Origin of the sequence: Brevibacterium sp. Mu109, from assembly GCF_900169375.1 — a bacterium.
Classification (GTDB): Bacteria; Actinomycetota; Actinomycetes; order Actinomycetales; family Brevibacteriaceae; genus Brevibacterium; species Brevibacterium yomogidense_A.
Window position 1 is genome coordinate 1 of record NZ_FXZF01000002.1, and the last position, 16,681, is coordinate 16,681.

The window sequence follows — 16,681 nt, forward strand, 5'->3', positions numbered from 1 at the left end:
GGAGATCTCGATGCGCAAACTCGTGACGGTGTTGCATGGGCAGACCGAGGTCGACCCGGTCGGGGTGGTGATGCCGCTGACCGCGTGATTCGTAGCCCGACCCCGCTGCTTAATACCAAGTTAAAGGAACTACCGAAGAACACCACGAAAAGGGACTTGACCTCAACCGGCCACGGAGTCATCGTCATGAGGACCGGACCACGCAGGAGCTCATCGAAGATTCCGGTGGGGTCGGCGCTTGGCTTGCCTGCAGGGACCTTCACCTGTCCGTGTGAACTCCGGCGGTTGGCTGCGCCCCGGAGCCGGGTCCAGAAGCGAGCGGCGTGCGTGGAGACCGACGAGGGACGGATCCCGGAGCGTCACGGGAGTCGTGAGACATGGAGTGTCACCGGTCTCCTGAGGCAGAATTGTCACCGATGTCCGGAGACATGGCAGACGACCCGCGAGCCACAGCGTTTCATCAGACCGCACGACTTCTTTGCTATGCGGTCTGATGAAAGCTGGTGGCTCGAGTTCTGTCGCGCGTTCTGTGAGGTGCTCGAGGCGTGTTCGCCGCGGGTGTGGAAGGGCGCGTGGGGGAGTAGTGGCACGCAGAAGGGGGTCAGAACAGGTATGGCACCTGTTCTGACCCCCTTCAGCGCAGCGCGCTGAGAGTGCGGTCAGACCTTACTTCTCGAGGCCTGCGCTGTGGTCGCGGTGGTCGTCACCCTCGACCTCACCATGGTGGTCTCCATGGGCGGCGTCGAGCTCAGCCTTGGTCACCGGGGTGACGCGCTCCTCGTAGAAGTACTTCGCCATCGCGGCACGCACTCGCTCGAGACCGGACACCTTGCCCTTGGCTCCAGGCTGCGCCGGGATAGCCGGCGGTGCCTCGAAGGCGGTCAGCTTCCAGCTCTCGTGAGGCGTGAGCGGAATGTGACGCTCCTGGAACTCACCGTGGGGCAGACGGATGATGTGTCCCGACTCGTGTCCGTGCAGAACGAGCTCGCGATCCTTGCGCTGCAGACTGATGCAGATGCGGCGCGTGAGGAAGAAGGCGATGAACGGTCCGACGATGAAGAGCACTCGGAAGATGTAGATCATGTCGTTCAGGGACATGTGGAAGAAGACTGCCACGAGGTCACCCGAAGCGCCCGCCCACATCACCGCGTACCAGACGACCGCTGCGACACCGAGTGCCGTACGGGTCGGCGCATTGCGGGGACGATCGAGGATGTGGTGCTCGCGCTTATCCTTCAGCAGCCACGATTCGATCCACGGCCATATCGCTGCGATGCCCCAGAAGCCCATCATGATGATGATCGCGATATTGATGTTCAGGCTGATGGGGTAGCCGAAGATGTAGAACTCCATCCATCCCGGCATGATGCGGAGGATGCCGTCTGCCCATCCGACGTACCAGTCCGGCTGGGTGCCGGCGGAGACGGGGGAGGGGTCGTACGGGCCGTAGTTCCAGATCGGGTTCGTCGTGAAGAGCGCCGATATGAATGCTATGACCGCGAAGATCATGAAGAAGAACCCGCCGGCTTTCGCCGCGAACGACGGCAGAACCGGCTCGCCCACGACGTTCTTCTCTGTGTGCCCCGGGCCGGCCCAGTGCGTGTGCTTGTGGATCACGAGGAACATCATGTGCACGCCGATGAGTGCGATGAGCACCGCCGGAAGGATCATGATGTGCAGCGAATAGAGTCTCGACACGATGTCGATGCCGGGGAATTCGCCACCGAACAGGAAGAACGAGATGTAGGTGCCGACGAGCGGGATGGACTTCAGGAGGCCATCGATGATCCGCAGACCGTTGCCGGAGAGCAGGTCGTCAGGCAGGGAGTAGCCGGTGAAGCCGGCACCGAGGCCGACCATCGACAGAACGATGCCGATGACCCAGTTGAGCTCACGCGGCTTGCGGAACGCGCCGGTGAAGAAGACGCGCAGCGCGTGGATGGACAGACCCGCCATGAAGAGAAGAGCCGCCCAGTGGTGCATCTGGCGGATGAAGAGACCGCCTCGGACCTCGAACGAGATCTCGAGAGTCGACTGGTACGCCTCGGAGATCGTCACACCGCGCAGCGGTGTCCAAGGACCGTTGTAGATGACTTCGGCCATCGCCGGCTTGAACCAGAACGTGAGGAACGTACCGGTGAGCACGAGGATGACGAAGCTGTACAGCGCCACCTCGCCGAGCATGAACGACCAGTGCGACGGGAAGATCTTGCGACCGAATTCTCGCACGGCCTTCGATGCGCTTGTGCGGTCCTCCGTCCACTGCGCGACGTCTCCGACGATCGCGGTGGCCCTGTTGGTCTGCTGTGTGGTGCTCATGCGTTCGTCTCCCGAGTGTTGATCTCCCAGAAGGTCGGTCCCACAGGTTCCGTGAAGTCAGACTGGGCGACGAGGTAGCCTTCGTCGTCGACTGCGATGGGCAGCTGGGGGAGCGGCCGCTTCGCAGGCCCGAAGATCACCTTGCAGTGGTTCGTGACGTCGAAGGTCGACTGGTGGCACGGGCAGAGCAGATGATGCGTCTGGTGCTCGTACAGCGCGACGGGGCAGCCGACGTGCGTGCACACCTTGGAGTAGGCGACGATTCCATCGACGCCCCAGGACTCGCGGTCCGGATCCGTGTTCAGCTCATTCGGATCGACGCGCATGAGCAGCACGGCTGCCTTGGCCTTCTCGTCGAGCGGGTGGCCGGAGTCGCGGAGGTTCTCCGGGATCACGTGGAACGCAGAGCCGATCGTCACATCAGCGGCCCTGATCGGCATGATGTCACTCTGCTCCGGGATCATCCCGATGTCCTTGCAGAGCCGGACTCCTGGGCCCCAGAGCGTGGTGAAGAGCTTGTCGCCGGGGAGCGGACCCAGGTCGCGGAACACGAGGATCGCGGGCAGCGGCGCGATGGCCACCGCAGCGATGAGCGTGTTCCGGATGAGCGAACGCCGCGCGATGCCGGACTCGTCCTTCGCCTGGTTGAGGATCTCCAGGGCAATGGCCTGGTCCTCTTCTGTCCCGCCGCCCTTGTCGTGGCGGTCCTCGACGATCTCCGCATCGGTGACCAGGGTCTTCGCCCAGAGGATGATGCCGATGCCGATGCCGGCGAGTGCCGCTGTAGCGCCGAGGCCGATGGCCATCGTGTGGATGCGGACCAGCGCTCCGGAATCCCCGACGGGGAACAGGAAGTAGGCCACGATGAACCAGATGGTGCCGATCATCGAGACGATGAACCAAGCTGCGATCTGGCGCTCAGCGAGGCGCTCTGCGGTCGGGCTGCTGTCGGTGATGCGCGGCTTGTGCTCGGGAAGGCCCGGGTTCGCGAACCCGTTCATCTCCGCGAGCTGGCCGCCCTGGCCGCCGCTGCTCTCAATCGAGGTCATTCGCTTCCTCGTCTAGTACTCGTTGCGGATAAAGACTTGGTGCTCATTTGGAGCGGGCTGTGAGCCATACCGTGATGCCGATGACGCCTGCCAGTCCGAAGAACCAGATGAACAGGCCCTCCGCCACAGGTCCCAGCGAGCCGAGCTTGAAGCCACCCGCGGACGGGGTCTCGGAGACCTCGCGGACGTACGTGATGACGTCCCGCTTCTCTTCGGGGGTCAGGTTCGCGTCATTGAAGATCGGCATGTTCTGCGGCCCGGTCTGCATCGCCTCGTAGAGGTGCTTCTCGGAGACCTCGGAGAGATTGGGCGCGTACTTGCCGCGTGTCAGAGCACCGCCGGAGCCGACGACGTTGTGGCACATCGCGCAGTTCGTGCGAAAGAGGCCACCGCCGGCAGCGGAATCGCCCTCAGCGGTGTTGAGCCATTCCTCATCCGGAACGGCGGGGCCGGGGCCCAGCGAGGCGACGTAGCCCGCCATCGCTGCGATCTCCTCTTCGGAGAACTGAGGCTCCTTCACCTGTGCCTGCGGACCGTGCATCTGCAGCGGCATGCGGCCGGTGCTCACCTGGAAGTCGACAGCGGCAGCGCCGACGCCGATCAGGCTCGGACCGTTCTCGGAACCTTCTGCGTTCATGCCGTGGCAGGTCGCACAGTTCGAGACGAAGAGCTTCTGTCCCTCTTCGACCTGAGCAGTGCTGTATTCCTCGGCATTCGCGGTCGTGTTGCCGGTGAAGAGCGAGTACGCGCCGCCGGTGAGCAGCATGCCCACCAGCAGAAGGACGACGAGGGCCATCGGATGCCGACGGCGAGCGGCGAGTAGCTTCACTGAGAGTCCTTTTCTGATCTGACGTGGTCGCGGGCTGAGGTGCTGATCACTGGATCGCGTAGATGATCAGGAACAGCGCGACCCACACGATGTCCACGAAGTGCCAGTAGTACGAGACGCACGTGGCGAAGGTCGCCTCACGGTGACCGAACCGCTTGGCGCCGTAGGCACGACCGATCACGAACAGGAAGGCGATCAGCCCGCCCAGAACGTGGAGTCCGTGGAATCCGGTGGTGAGGTAGAAGGCCGAGCCGTATCCGTTGGAGTTGATGGCGATGCCGTGCGAGACGAGCGTCGCGTACTCCATGACCTGACCGGCGACGAACACCGATCCCAGGACGAAGGTGAGGAAGAACCACTCGACCATGCCCCAGGACTTGATGTTGAACAGCCCGCCCGTGCGGTACGGCTTGAAGCTGTGCTCGGCCTTCCACACGCCGATCTGGCAGGTGAAGGACGAGGACACGAGGATGAGGGTATTCACCGTCGCGTACGGCACGTCGAGTTTTGCGGTCTCCACCTCCCACATTTCGGGCACGACGGAGCGCAGCGTGAAGTACATGGCGAAGAGCGCGGCGAAGAACATCAGCTCGCTGGCCAGCCAGACAATCATCCCGACGGTTGTCGAGTCTGGCCTGTTCACAGCGGGACGAACTGGCGCTGAGGGAGATGCAGCTACGGTTGACACGCCCCCATTATTACCCGTTTTGCAGGCGGAATTCACCTTGTACACAGGTTGTACGGCCTGCTTCTTCTACAGCGTGTAGCAAGAACCGCATGTTGGCGCGGATCGGAGCCTGTGAGATCGATGGGAAATATGTCGTCGGTGTGGCGCGCCTCTCCGGGTCGGGACGCGGTCGGGCTGCTCCAGGGTCGCTCGTCGGTCCGTCTCCAGCGTGTTCCGGGGAGTGGACCCGCGCGTCGGCGGGCGGTCCCGCGCCGTTACGATGACGGGGTCCACAGATCACTTCGCGAGGAGACCTCCGTGTCCACGACCGCCGCGCCCCATCCCCAGCAACCTGCCGTCGACGGAGCAGTCGACGGCATCACAGGGGTGAGGGAATGGCCGGATCTGCTGATGGGTCTGATGGACGGCAAGCACATGGATGCGGACACCGCCGCGTGGGCGATGGACCAGATCATGGGGGGGAACGTCCCTGATGTGACGATGGCTGCGTTCCTCGTGGCCCATCACGGCAAGGGCGAGACCGTCGATGAGATCTCTGGACTGGTGCGCGCGATGTATGCCCACGCCGTGGACCTTCCAGGACTGTCCGACGCCGTCGACATCGTCGGTACCGGCGGTGACCGTGCGAAGACGGTGAATGTGTCGTCGACCGCGTCCTTCGTGATCGCAGGAACGGGCCAGCGGCTGGTGAAGCACGGCAACCGCGCGACGTCCTCGGCGTCCGGATCGGCAGACGTCCTGGAGGTGCTCGGACTCGCGCTCGACCTCACCCCTGAGCAGTCCGTGGCCCTTGCCCATGAGGTCGGTATGGCGTTCGCCTTCGCGAACGTCTACCACCCGGCGATGCGATTCATCGCGCCTGTGCGGAAGCAGATCGCAGTGCCGTCCGCCTTCAACATCCTCGGCCCTCTCACAAACCCTGCGCGCACGCGCGCGACGGCGATCGGGGTCGCCGACCCTGCGATGGCGCCTCTGGTCGCCGGCGTGCTCGCTGCGCGCGGAGACTCGGCTCTGGTCTTCCGGTCCCGTGACGGACTCGATGAGTTCAGCACGACCGCGGTCACAGACGTCTGGGAGGTGCGGAACGGCGACGTCGTCGAGCAGGCGATCGATGCGCGTGACCTGGGCCTGCCGCGTGCGACCAAGGCTGACTTGCGCGGGGGCGACCCATCGTTCAATGCCGACGTGATGCGCCGCACCCTTGAGGGAGAGCACGGACCCGTGCGCGACATCGTGCTCCTCAATGCTGCGGCAGCGCTCGTCGCGGCATCGTCGGATGTCGACGGTTCGCTGGTCGATCGCCTTGCGGCCTCGTTCGCAGTCTCGAAGGACGCACTGGACTCCGGTGCTGCAGCGGGCAAGCTCGGCGCGATGATCGAAGCGTCCACCCGCCTCGCTGAGGGGTGAGCGCCTGTCCCGGGAATCCGGGCTGTCAGCTGACGGGCCGGACGAGCCGTGTCCAGGCGAAGCGTGCGGCTTCGAAGCCGTGCGCGGGCTGTGTCCACGCGCTGCTGCTCCGCACCAGCCGCGTCGTTCCGTTCGAGAGCCAGGAGACCAGAAGATCGGTCTCCTCATCAGCGGTCAGCTGGGTGACCGGGTCGTGAGGCGGAACGAAGTCGGCTGACAGCAGGAGTGCGTCGATCGCTGGGTACGGGCTGACTCCTCGATGGCTCGAGCCGGCGGCGGCGAGTCGACCGTGGCGGATCACGGCGAGGTCCCAGCCACCGTCCTCCCTCCGTTCGGCGGCGACGATCTCCGTGATCGACCGCAGTGAGGTGCGTGTGCTGAGCCCCGCTGTCGAGTGGAGGAGCCTGCCGACGGAGTCGCGGACCTCTGCCGCCGCCTCGAACCTCTCCTGCGAGGCGAGGTCGGAGATCCGCTGCCGGGCCCCGGCGAGGAACTGCCCTGGATCGCCGTTGAAGAGTGCTCTGAGTCCGGCGAGGGAATGTGCGTATTCGGCAGGGTCCGTCTGTCCCGCGCACGGACCGTGGCAGCGCCCAACCTGGGCTGCGGCGCAGGGTGCGAACCGAGCAGAAGCGGGTGAAGCGGTGCAGGATCTGAGTGGGAAGACCGTTTCGAGCAGCTGCTTGGCGGCGCGAGCGGACGCGGCGGACCGGAAGGGCCCCAGGATGCGGGCCGAGTCGACCCGTTCGCGGGTGAGCGAGCGCACCGCGGAGAGGCGGGGGAAGTCCTCTCGAGTCTCGGTCAGCCAGTGGCGCTTCTCCGGTCGTTTGGATCTCCTGTTGTACGGCGGCTCGAGTTCACCGATCAGCCGCACTTCCCTCACACGCGCTTCGAGCACGGTCGCGCACAGCAGCGGTGAGACTTCCTGCGCTGCGGTGACCATCTCCGTCATCCGACCGCGGGTCTCCGATTCTGTGAAGTACGAGCGCACGCGCGAGTGCATGTTCCCACTGGAGCCGATGTAGAGCACCCTGCGCGATCCGTCGAGGAATGTGTAGACGCCGGGTGCGTGGGGGAGACCGTCCGCGAGATGGGTCTTCTGCCGTCGCCGCGACCAGCCGGTGGTCCGGACCGTCGAGAGGTCTTCGAGCGTCACGATGCCATGCGAGCCGTAGATCTCGAACAGGCCGTGCAGGACGCCGACTGTGGCGCGTGCATCCGACAGCGCCCGGTGATCCGGGTCCGTGTCGGTGCCGAAGAAGGCTGCGAGCGTGGCGAGCTTGTGGTTGCGGACCTCTGTGCGGGGCAGCGCCCTGCGCGCGAGGGTGACTGTGTCGAGGACCTTCGGGGCCGGCCACGTGTAGTCCAGTCGAGTGCAGGCCGCGCGCAGGAAGCCGACGTCGAACGGCGCGTTGTGGGCGACGAGGACAGCGCCCCGCATGAACTCGAGGAAGCTCGGCAGCACGGCTTCGATGCGCGGAGCATCCGCGACCATGCTGTTGGTGATCCCCGTCAGCCGTGCGACGAACGGTGAGATGGCGGAACCGACCGGACGTACGAGCGACTGGAATTCGCCGAGCACGTCGCCGCCGCGGACCCGCACCGCACCGATCTCCGTGATCGCATTGTCAGCCGAGTGCGCCCCGGTGGTCTCGAGGTCGACGACGACGAAGTCGACGTCATGCAGGGGTGTGCCGAGGTCGGCGAGGGACAGCTGGCCGCCACGGGTGTGCGTGCGGCTGCGATCGAAGGACGGCATGGCGTCCATGGTCGCACGGGGCACGGACACAGGAATCGGCCCGCCCGGATGGGCTCTACGCCCGGCGACGCCTCACACCTCACGACCGTCGGAGAAGGGGTCGCGCCGCTGCGGCAGATGGGTGAAGAGCACGGCTGCGGAGCCGACGGTCACCGCGATGGTGACCAGCAGGAGCCATCCCGGCACGGGGCGCAGGAAGATGGCGATGATGAACAGTGCGAAGGCCCCGCCGAGGGCGCCGATGAGCCCGAGGACGAGGGAGGGGGACGTCGTGCGCCACCCGATCGGCTCCGGTTCGGGCGCGATCCATTCCTCGTCGTCGAGTGCTTCGCGCACCTCGTCGGGCGGGATGTCCGGCGCCGGAGAGGTGTGCCAGGTGATGTTGTCCACGAACGACGACCACGTGGAATCATCGACCCGCTCGTCGGCCGGAAGCGACTCCGTCTCCGGAGTGAGGTCGTCGTCCGGGTCTCCCTCGTCGTCGGATCCGCTGCGATCGTTCGGTTCTGAGGTCATGCAGCACCTCCGGCGGACTCCTGCAGCGCTCTGCGGATCTCCCCGGCGATGACGTCCGCGTCGTGGTCGAGGGTCGCCACGTGGCGGCTGCGACGCAGCGCGACCGTGCGCGCGGAACTGCTGAGGCGACTGCGCAGCGTCCTGAAGGAGCGCGGGGAGACGACACCGTCTCGCCCCGACAGGCAGACGGTGACGGGACAGTCGATCATCCAAAGCTCTTCGCGGAGGCCCGCCAGACCGCGGTGCATGCTCGCGACCGCCCGCACTGGGGTCCGATCGTTGGCGCCCTCGATGACTCCGGGCTTCTCGATGTCCCCTCCGATGGAGGGGATCGTTGCGACGAACGGCCACAGGAGCGGCAGCGCAGGAGCGAGGGGCGAGTCGACGTGCAGCGCTGGATTGACTGTGACGATCGCCTCGGGGCGCCTGTCGATGCCGAGTGCCAGCGCGAGCGCCCCTCCCATGGACTGACCGACGACGATGACTCCCGGATGCTCGTCCGCCGCCTCGTCGTACGCTGCGATCGCTGCCTGTCGCCACTGATCCCAACCCGTCTTCCGGAGCTGCTGCCATGTGCCGCCGTGGCCCGGCAGTCGCGGAATACTCAGTGTCGCGGAGGTGTCCGACAGCGATTCTGCGAGCGGTCGCATCGAGGACGGGCTGCCGGTGAACCCGTGGAGCAGCAGGATCGCCGGCAGCGCAGCGCTCCCGCGCTGATGCCACGCCGAGTGCGGAGAGTCCGGAGGCAGCGAGATCCCGTCATCAGGAGCGGTCTGCGACTGGCGGTGCGTATCGTGCGAGGCCATGGTCTCAGCATCCCACACGAGCCTCGAGTCGGCAGAGGGGTGGACCGGCCGTCCACGCCCATATAGTGGTGGTGAGCCGCTGTCGCATGTCGCAGTCCACCGAACGGAAGCAGGTCGGGAGTGTTCTACTGGTTGCTCAAGCGCATCGTCGTGGGCCCCATCCTGCGCATCCTCTTCCGACCATGGACTCGCGGCCTCCAGCACGTCCCCGCAGACGGCGGGGCGATCATCGCGGCGAATCACCTGTCCTTCATCGATTCCATCTTCGTGCCCATCGCGGTGCCCCGCCCCGTGGTCTATCTGGCGAAGAACGACTACTTCACCAGGCCGGGTGTCCGCGGCCGTGCTCAGCGCTGGTTCTTCCAGCTCACGAATCAGCTTCCAATGGACCGAAGCGGCGGCTCCGGTTCGGAGAACTCGCTCCGTGCCGGACTGGACGTGCTGCAGTCCGGTTCCCTCCTGGGCATCTATCCCGAGGGCACCAGGAGCCCCGACGGCCGACTCCACAGGGGCAGGACGGGTGTCGCACGTCTCGCGATCGCGGCAGGCGTGCCGGTCGTCCCGGCAGCCCTCATCGGCACCGACGCGGTGCAGCCCAAGGGGAAGAACATTCCGCGGATACGCCGCGTGGGCGTGGTCTTCGGTGAGCCGCTGGACTTCTCGCGCTTCGAGGGCCGCTCCGACGACAGGCATGTGCTCCGCGCGGCCACGGACGAGGTGATGTACGAGATCATGCGGCTGTCGGGCCAGGAGTACAGCGACACCTACGCGACGGCGCACACGACGACCCTGCTGACATCGACGCGGACCGCGGAGTCCGCTCAACAGGACGAGAGCCCCCGTGGCACGCCCGCTGACCGGGAGTGACGGACTGTCGGACCCATGTTCGATTACTCCTATAACGGCGACACGCAGAATCGTTACAGCCTGCATGCGTGACCCGCGCCGCCTCGCCCCATACCTTCGTGATGTGCCCACAACCCCGGCGCAGGGGTCGAGAGGTGTAGAATCGTCTGCACCAGCTCACCGCCGCTTGCGCCCCGCTTCCCCCTGGGGTGAAAAGGAGGAGTCGGTGTGAACCGCTCTGAACAGGAATCGATGCAGATGGAGTCATTGCCGCGCGACGCGCAGGGGCTCCTCTTCGACGACGACATCCCGGCCCTCGATGATGAGGCCGGATACCGCGGACCGACGGTCTGCAGCGTCGTCGGCATCACATACCGCCAGCTCGACTACTGGGCACGCACCTCGCTCATCGTCCCGTCGATCAGGGCCGCCACCGGATCCGGATCGCAGCGCCTCTACAGCTTCCGCGACGTACTCGTCGTCAAGATCGTCAAGCGGCTCCTGGACGCCGGCGTCTCGCTCCAGCAGATCCGCGTCGCAGTCAGCCACCTGCAGGGGCAGGGCGTCGAAGACCTCTCCCAGATCACGCTCATGAGCGACGGTTCGTCCGTGTTCGCGTGCACATCGGCCAATGAGGTCATCGACCTCGTGCAGGGCGGCCAAGGTGTCTTCGGCATCGCTGTGGGACACGTCTGGCGCGAAGTGCAGGGCACACTCTCCGAACTTCCGAGCGAACGGCCTGACGATGAGATCGTCGAGGTGGACGAACTCGCCATGCGCAGGGCACAGAAGTCAGCGGGCTGATGGATCACCGTCCGCTCGGCTGAGCTCGAGAGGACACGGAGAATCACAGAACTGAGGGCGCCTGGCCGGGAAGCGGCAGGCGCCCTCAGTCGTGTGCGGAAGCATGTCGCGCCTCGTGGCGATCAGGCCGCTGCGGCGCGTGCCCGCGGTTGTGCCGCCACGCGAGAAGGACCCTCATTCGCCGTCCCGGGGAGGGCGAATGAGAGTCCTATAGGAGAGGGAGAGCGAGGACCTGTGACGCGGAGGGTCGTGTGGCTCAGTGGCGCGTGCGAGGCCGACGCGGGGCCTCCTCTGCATCCTCCGTGGCAGGGGTGCCTGTGCTGGAAGCGGAATCATCGGTGAAGGGATTCGTGCTGTCCTGCTCTTCGGCACCCGGCGCTGAAGAGTCTGCGGGAATCTGCTCAGACACATCCGTGGTGGGCTGCTGCGCGGCCTGCACGTCATCGGCCTGCACAGCACCCGCCCGCGCTTCGCCGACCGGTGCTTCACCGGCCTGCGCGTCGACTGCCGGCGCATTCGGAACCTGTGCATCGCGGGGATTCCCGCGCGACCGCATGGTCGATGTGCGCAGCCCCCGGTCCAGAAGCGCATCGAAGGAACCGGCGAGCTCACTGGCGGCCTGCCCCGGCCACGAGTGGATCGGACGTGCGGATCCCTGGGCCTGCTGGAGCACCGTCCTCTCCGACAGCGGGGGAGTGAGCAGGAGGGGGCCGAACATCTCCCGCATCTCATCGACGCGGAAGGAGTGCTCACGGGACTTCGTCCTGACGCGGTTCGCGATGATGCCGAGCGGCTGCAGGTCCGGCGCCCCCCGGCGGCGCAGCTCTGCGACTGCGCGGAGTGCACGGTCAGCGGCCGCGACGGAGAAGAGCCCCGGCTCGGTGACGACGGCGACGCGCTGGCTCGCCATCCACGCCGCGCGTGTGAGGCCGTTCATCGAGGGCGGGCAGTCGATGATGACGAGTCGGTAGTCGTCGCTCACAGTCGCGAGCGCGTCCTTGAGCCGGCGGAGGAACCGCTCGGACATCGTGGGGCGGTCGAACTCCGCCGATCGCGGACTGCCGGGGATCACGTCGAGTGCCCCCTTCGCTCCGCCCGACCATCCCGACGGCACGATCGCCTGCGACATGATCTTGGCTTTCGGAGCGGCGAGGACGTCCGCGATGTCGAGCGGTGTGGTCACCGGAACATCGAGGCCAGTGGACGCGTCCGCCTGCGGATCCATGTCCACGACGAGCGTGGGCAGGCCGCGGTTGTGGGCGGCGGAGGCCAGGCCGAGGGCGACCGAAGTCTTCCCGACGCCGCCTTTGAGGCTTGAGACACTGATGACGAGCACGCTATCTACCGTAACCGATCGCGGTCGCATTTCCCGTGGGCAACCCGCCCGACCTGGCGTGTCATACGTGTGAACCGTCCTGTGGGGACTCGAGGCGGACACTCGCGCCGAGTGCGCTCGGTTCGACCATGATCCGGGTGGTGATCGCCTGCTGGAGTTCCGCGACGTGGGAGATGATGCCGATCGTTCGGCCACCCGTGCGCAGACGGTCCAGCACCGCCAGGACGTCGCTCAGCGCATCCGGGTCCAGTGTGCCGAATCCCTCATCGAGGAACAGGGCATCGAGGTCGATGCCGCCTGCTGCTCCGCGCACCGTGTCGGCCATGCCCAGCGCGAGCGCCAGAGACGCCATGAAGCCCTCGCCCCCTGACAGCGTGCGCGGGTCGCGCGACTCCTCCGTGAAGAGGTCGATGATCTTCAGCCCCAGCCCCGAGCGGCGTTCCCCCCGACGCCGTTCCAGGTCATGGGCGAGGCGATAGCGTCCGGCGGTCATGTCGACCAGCCTGTCTGAGGCGTGTGCGGCAACGTCCTCGAAGAGCGAGGCGAGCGCGAAGGATGACAGCGACATGCGGCTCGCCGCGTCAGAGCTGGTGCCGAGGACGAGCTCTGCGGCGTCGATGTCCCGCAGCAGCTCTTCGACCTGAGCCTCATTCTCCGCGCGGTCGGCTGCGGCCTGCGAGTAGGCATCGTGGGCGCGCACCGCTGCGGCCCGTACGACCGCTGCGCGCTGCGCCGCCGCATCGGAGCGCGCCTGCAGGGATTCTGCGTGTGCCGCGGTGCGCGCAGAGGATTCGGCGAGCTCCGCATCCTGAGCTGAGTCGGTCAGTGCACGACGGATGACATCGGATTCCCTGCGCAGAGCGAGCCGGGAGGCGCGGGACCGCTGCTCCTCGACCTGCGCCTCCAGGCGGTCCAGGGGGAGGGCCGCGGCCGCTTCGAGTGCTTCGACGTCTGCGAACGGAGAGTCCCGGAGTGCATCGAGGAGCTCTTCTCTGCGCACGCGAGCATCACGGCGCGCCGCTTCAGCCGTCTGCCGTACGCTCACCCACGCGGTGCGTGCACGATCGAATCCCTCCAGCGCCTTCCGCATTCTGTCTGCTGCGCGGAGATCGACAGGATGCTTGAGGCCGATCCGCTGCCATGCGACAGGCGATGCTGTCGTGTCTGCGTCGGAGACCTCTTCCAGCCTGCTGCGTGCTTCCGCATGTGCTGTCGCTGCGAGACGGCTGGTCGTCTCTGCCGTGGTCAGCGCGGTCTGGGCCTCGTCGATCCGGAGCTTCAGCGCGCGCAGTCCGTCCGCCGCCTGCGCGAGTTCGGTCTTCAGCCGTGCGCGGTCCGTCGCGGCGTCCTCCGCGGCGGCCAAGCGTGACGCGAGGATGTCCTCGTCGATCCCCTCTGCCTCAGTGCGGGTCCGTTCGAGTGCCGATTCCGCTGCCGCGAGCGAGGCCCGCGCTGCGGCATGGGCGGATCGTGCCGCTGTGTCCGCGGCTTCGTCGCGCGCCTCATCATCAGACGTGGGACCCCCGTCGGCCGGCACGGCGGGGTCAGGGTGGTCGCAGGATCCGCAGACCGGGCACGGCTGGTCGGCCTGCAGGAGCCCCGCGAGGGTCCCGGCACTGTCCCTGCGCATGGCACGACGGGTCGCTGTGAGGGCATGGGCCGTCTGCTCCGCGCGCTGCATCGTGCTGAGGTCGTGTTCGTGCGCCGCATCGCGCTGGGCGAGGGCGGTGCGCACAGCGGCGGCCAGGCGCTCCTGTTCGCGGAGCCGATCCCGCGATGATGCCGTCTCCTCGAGCGCGTCATGGCTGCTCCGCAGATCCTCAGCGCGGGTCCGGAGCTCGTCCTCATCCGTCCGCAGCGCTGAGAGGAGGGCCTTCGCGCCGTCGAGCTCCGTCGCAGCAGTCGCTGCGGCTGAGCCGGTGACGGCACTGCGTTCCTCGAGCTGCGCATGACGGCGCAGCCGGTCCTCCGTGCGCTCGAGATGAGCCCGGGCCGTCGCGATCTCGGAGTCTGTCAGGTCCTCGAGGCGGACACGCGCATCCGTCGGCAGCGCAGTGACCGCGGAGCGCTCCGCGCGCTGTGCTGCGGTTTCCATGCGTTCGGCTTCGGTTCCTGCACGTCGCACTGCGGTCAGGTGAGTCCCGAGTGCCTGTCCCGCACGTGCGCGCTCCAGCTCTCTGCGCAGGGATTCGCGTTCGCCGGACTCCTCGTTCCACGAGGCCTCGTCCTGGAGCAGGGCTGAGAGTGCCGCGCGATCCTCAGCACGCTGCCTCCAGGACTGGGCCGTGTCCGTCGCGCTCGCAGCCAGTCGGTCTGCGAGCTGTGCGGTGAGGTCGGCGGATTCCGCGCGCTCGTCGGCGATGACCGCTGCCGCGCCCAGGAACGTGAGGGCGTCGATCACGCCGGGGGCCGCATCGGGAACGACCAGAGCCTCCCAGGAGGATTCCGCGGCGGCTTCGACCGCGAACCGTCGACGCTGGGATTCCTGCTCCGTGGTGCGCCGCGCGTCCGTCGCCCGATCGGCGAGCACGCGTTCCACCGCCTGGAAGTGCTCCGTGGCGAACAGCTTCTCGAGGATCGCTTCGCGTTCGGCCGGGTCCGCGTGGAGGAAGGCGGCGAAATCACCCTGCGGCAGGACCACCAGCTTGGTGAATTGGGCCGCGTTCAGGCCGAGGATGCCGTCCAGGAACGACTGCGTCTCCTGCGCAGTGCGGGAGATGCCGGCCCATTCGCCCTCGACCCATTCCGCCAGCGCGACGGTGTGCTGCTGGGTCGTCATCCCCGACCCGCGCTTGCGCGGGCGCAGGTGCTGCGGGACCCGCTCGATGCGGAAGCGGCGGCCGCCCGCGCTGAAGACGAGTTCGACGCGCGTCGGGTCGTGGGGTGCGGCGAGGTGGGACCGCAGGTCCGATGCGGAACCACGCGGGCCGGGGACCGTATTGAAGAGAGCGAAGCAGAGCGCGTCGAGGATGCTCGTCTTGCCGGCGCCCGTGGGGCCGGAGATGAGGAACAGTCCATCGTGGGACACCGCGTCGAAATCGATCGTCTGCCTGTCTCGGAAGGGGCCGAAGCCCTCGATGACCAGCTGGTGGGGGCGCATCCGTCACACCGACCCTTCCGCGGGACCTGCCGCCGCGTGGACCCGGGCCAGCGCGTCGGCGAACCGCCTGCGGATCTGAGGCGGTGGCGGACCCCCGCGCTGCGCACGGTGGAAGTCCGCGAAGACCTCTTCGTCCGTGCGGACGACCGCGGTGGAGGCGGATCCCGCTGCCGAGGTCCCGGTCGGCTCGTCGAGTCGGGTCCACGACATCCTGATGAATCCCGGGAACGCGGCCCGCAGCCGGTCGACCGCCCCGGGGACGCGCTGTGGGTCGGTGAGCTCTGCGGCGATGAGCGCCTCCTCGTGGTCCGCAGACTGCGACACGACGTCGTGGAGTGTGCCGCGCAGCGTGCGCACGGGCCGGAATTCGGGGACCGGGTGCGACGTGATCAGGGGCTTCCCGATCGCGCCCGAGTCGCTGAACTCGACTTCGACGACCTCCTTAGAGAAGCGGGCCTCGCCGAAGGAGAACGGCAGGGGAGAACCGCTGTACCGGACGCGGTCCGAGATCTCCTGCGGCCGGTGGAGATGGCCCAGCGCCGCATAGTCCGCGTCGTCGAAGACAGACGCGGGGGTGACACCGACATCGCCCAGAGACACATCGCGCTCGGATTCGCTCGACGTCGACCCCGCGACGAAGGCGTGGGCCAGGACGACGAGTCGGTCATCGGGGGAGTGGGAGTCCCTGCGCGCCCGGATGCGCTCCATCGCCGTGCTCAGAACAGCCGCGTGCGTGCGGCGTGCCGCGTCCATGCGCTCCCAGACGAGCGAGGGCTCGAGGTAGGGGATCCCGTGGATCGAGACCCCCGGGGTCGGATCCGCGTTCGGGAGCAGTGCTCCGTCGAACCCGATCCGCACCGGCCGCCGGATGTCCGACAGGTGGGTGCGGAGGTGCACCCCGGCGCGTTCGAGGTGGTGCCGATTGAGCCCCAGCCGGACGAACGAGTCGTGATTCCCGCTCGATGCGACCACCCGTGCACCCCGGTCCAGGAGCCCTGCGATCCCGTGCTCCCAGAGCCCCAGCGCGTCCGGGTGCGGGATCGCACGGTCGTAGACGTCCCCGGCGATGGCGATGACGTCGATGTCGCGTTCGTCGACGAGCGCGTGCAGCCAGTCGAGGAATGCGCGGTGCTCGTCCGTGAGGTCGACGCCGTGCAGCCGTCTGCCCAGGTGCCAGTCGGAGGTGTGGAGGATCCGCATGCGCTTCACAGTAGCCAACGCCACG

General features: G+C 67.1%; 13 protein-coding genes. 3 read left to right on the forward strand and 10 right to left on the reverse strand.

Going from position 1 to position 16,681, the window contains the following annotated elements:
* Nucleotides 1–666: 666 nt before the first annotated feature.
* From BSP109_RS01340 to BSP109_RS01355, 4 genes are read right to left on the reverse strand one after another with little or no spacing between them, the layout of a single operon-like run.
* Nucleotides 667–2,319, reverse strand: coding sequence for a cytochrome bc complex cytochrome b subunit (locus tag BSP109_RS01340; RefSeq protein ID WP_101599155.1), 1,653 nt, complete (start codon nt 2,317–2,319; stop codon nt 667–669).
* On the reverse strand, nt 2,316–3,368 hold the full coding sequence (locus tag BSP109_RS01345; protein WP_087006472.1) for a ubiquinol-cytochrome c reductase iron-sulfur subunit: 1,053 nt from the start codon (nt 3,366–3,368) through the stop codon (nt 2,316–2,318). Before BSP109_RS01345 ends, BSP109_RS01340 begins: the two co-directional genes overlap by 4 nt.
* Before the next feature lie 43 nt (nt 3,369–3,411).
* Complete coding sequence (locus BSP109_RS01350; RefSeq protein ID WP_087006474.1) at nt 3,412–4,197, reverse strand: c-type cytochrome; 786 nt, start codon at nt 4,195–4,197, stop codon at nt 3,412–3,414.
* Between the two features lie 46 nt (nt 4,198–4,243).
* Nucleotides 4,244–4,810 carry a heme-copper oxidase subunit III gene (locus tag BSP109_RS01355; protein ID WP_087006475.1) on the reverse strand — a complete coding sequence of 189 codons (567 nt, stop codon included), beginning with the start codon at nt 4,808–4,810 and terminating at the stop codon, nt 4,244–4,246.
* 465 nt (nt 4,811–5,275) lie between these two features.
* Here BSP109_RS01355 and trpD point away from each other — a divergent pair, with 465 nt between their 5' ends.
* A complete protein-coding gene (gene trpD / locus BSP109_RS01360; RefSeq protein ID WP_087006605.1) occupies nt 5,276–6,292 on the forward strand; it encodes an anthranilate phosphoribosyltransferase in 1,017 nt (338 codons plus the stop codon).
* A gap of 25 nt (nt 6,293–6,317) precedes the next feature.
* Here the strand turns inward: trpD and BSP109_RS01365 are convergent, their stop codons facing one another.
* The 3 genes from BSP109_RS01365 to BSP109_RS01375 form a co-directional block, all read right to left on the reverse strand.
* Nucleotides 6,318–8,048 (reverse strand): DEDD exonuclease domain-containing protein, encoded by a 1,731-nt coding sequence (locus BSP109_RS01365; RefSeq protein WP_101599248.1) that lies wholly within the window; start codon nt 8,046–8,048, stop codon nt 6,318–6,320.
* Nucleotides 8,049–8,120: 72 nt separating this feature from the next.
* On the reverse strand, nt 8,121–8,564 hold the full coding sequence (locus BSP109_RS01370) for a hypothetical protein (RefSeq protein WP_101599156.1): 444 nt from the start codon (nt 8,562–8,564) through the stop codon (nt 8,121–8,123).
* On the reverse strand, nt 8,561–9,370 hold the full coding sequence (locus BSP109_RS01375) for a carboxylesterase (RefSeq protein WP_087006481.1): 810 nt from the start codon (nt 9,368–9,370) through the stop codon (nt 8,561–8,563). Before BSP109_RS01375 ends, BSP109_RS01370 begins: the two co-directional genes overlap by 4 nt.
* A 120-nt stretch (nt 9,371–9,490) precedes the next feature.
* Between BSP109_RS01375 and BSP109_RS01380 the strand changes: the two genes are divergently transcribed.
* Both BSP109_RS01380 and BSP109_RS01385 read left to right on the forward strand, forming a co-directional pair.
* The gene (locus tag BSP109_RS01380) at nt 9,491–10,237 is read left to right on the forward strand and encodes a 1-acyl-sn-glycerol-3-phosphate acyltransferase (RefSeq protein WP_087006483.1); all 747 of its coding nucleotides are present in this window, start codon (nt 9,491–9,493) and stop codon (nt 10,235–10,237) included.
* Nucleotides 10,238–10,468: 231 nt separating this feature from the next.
* Nucleotides 10,469–11,020, forward strand: coding sequence for a MerR family transcriptional regulator (locus BSP109_RS01385; RefSeq protein ID WP_218777922.1), 552 nt, complete (start codon nt 10,469–10,471; stop codon nt 11,018–11,020).
* 256 nt (nt 11,021–11,276) lie between these two features.
* On the opposite strand, the gene BSP109_RS01390 is transcribed toward BSP109_RS01385, so the two are convergent.
* From BSP109_RS01390 to BSP109_RS01400, 3 genes are all read right to left on the reverse strand, one after another.
* Nucleotides 11,277–12,356 (reverse strand): ParA family protein, encoded by a 1,080-nt coding sequence (locus tag BSP109_RS01390; protein WP_087006489.1) that lies wholly within the window; start codon nt 12,354–12,356, stop codon nt 11,277–11,279.
* A 61-nt stretch (nt 12,357–12,417) separates the two neighbouring features.
* On the reverse strand, nt 12,418–15,456 hold the full coding sequence (locus BSP109_RS01395) for an AAA family ATPase (protein ID WP_101599157.1): 3,039 nt from the start codon (nt 15,454–15,456) through the stop codon (nt 12,418–12,420).
* A 3-nt stretch (nt 15,457–15,459) separates the two neighbouring features.
* On the reverse strand, nt 15,460–16,656 hold the full coding sequence (locus BSP109_RS01400) for an exonuclease SbcCD subunit D (RefSeq protein WP_101599158.1): 1,197 nt from the start codon (nt 16,654–16,656) through the stop codon (nt 15,460–15,462).
* Nucleotides 16,657–16,681: the final 25 nt, after the last annotated feature.

Coding starts and splice junctions, on each gene's coding strand:
- BSP109_RS01375 (WP_087006481.1), bottom strand. CDS start 9,370: ATGGCCTCGCACGATACGCACCGCCAGTCGCAGACCGCTCCTGATGAC.
- BSP109_RS01370 (WP_101599156.1), bottom strand. CDS start 8,564: ATGACCTCAGAACCGAACGATCGCAGCGGATCCGACGACGAGGGAGAC.
- BSP109_RS01385 (WP_218777922.1), top strand. CDS start 10,469: ATGCAGATGGAGTCATTGCCGCGCGACGCGCAGGGGCTCCTCTTCGAC.
- BSP109_RS01400 (WP_101599158.1), bottom strand. CDS start 16,656: ATGCGGATCCTCCACACCTCCGACTGGCACCTGGGCAGACGGCTGCAC.
- trpD (WP_087006605.1), top strand. CDS start 5,276: ATGGGTCTGATGGACGGCAAGCACATGGATGCGGACACCGCCGCGTGG.
- BSP109_RS01365 (WP_101599248.1), bottom strand. CDS start 8,048: ATGCCGTCCTTCGATCGCAGCCGCACGCACACCCGTGGCGGCCAGCTG.
- BSP109_RS01340 (WP_101599155.1), bottom strand. CDS start 2,319: ATGAGCACCACACAGCAGACCAACAGGGCCACCGCGATCGTCGGAGAC.
- BSP109_RS01355 (WP_087006475.1), bottom strand. CDS start 4,810: ATGATTGTCTGGCTGGCCAGCGAGCTGATGTTCTTCGCCGCGCTCTTC.
- BSP109_RS01345 (WP_087006472.1), bottom strand. CDS start 3,368: ATGACCTCGATTGAGAGCAGCGGCGGCCAGGGCGGCCAGCTCGCGGAG.
- BSP109_RS01395 (WP_101599157.1), bottom strand. CDS start 15,456: ATGCGCCCCCACCAGCTGGTCATCGAGGGCTTCGGCCCCTTCCGAGAC.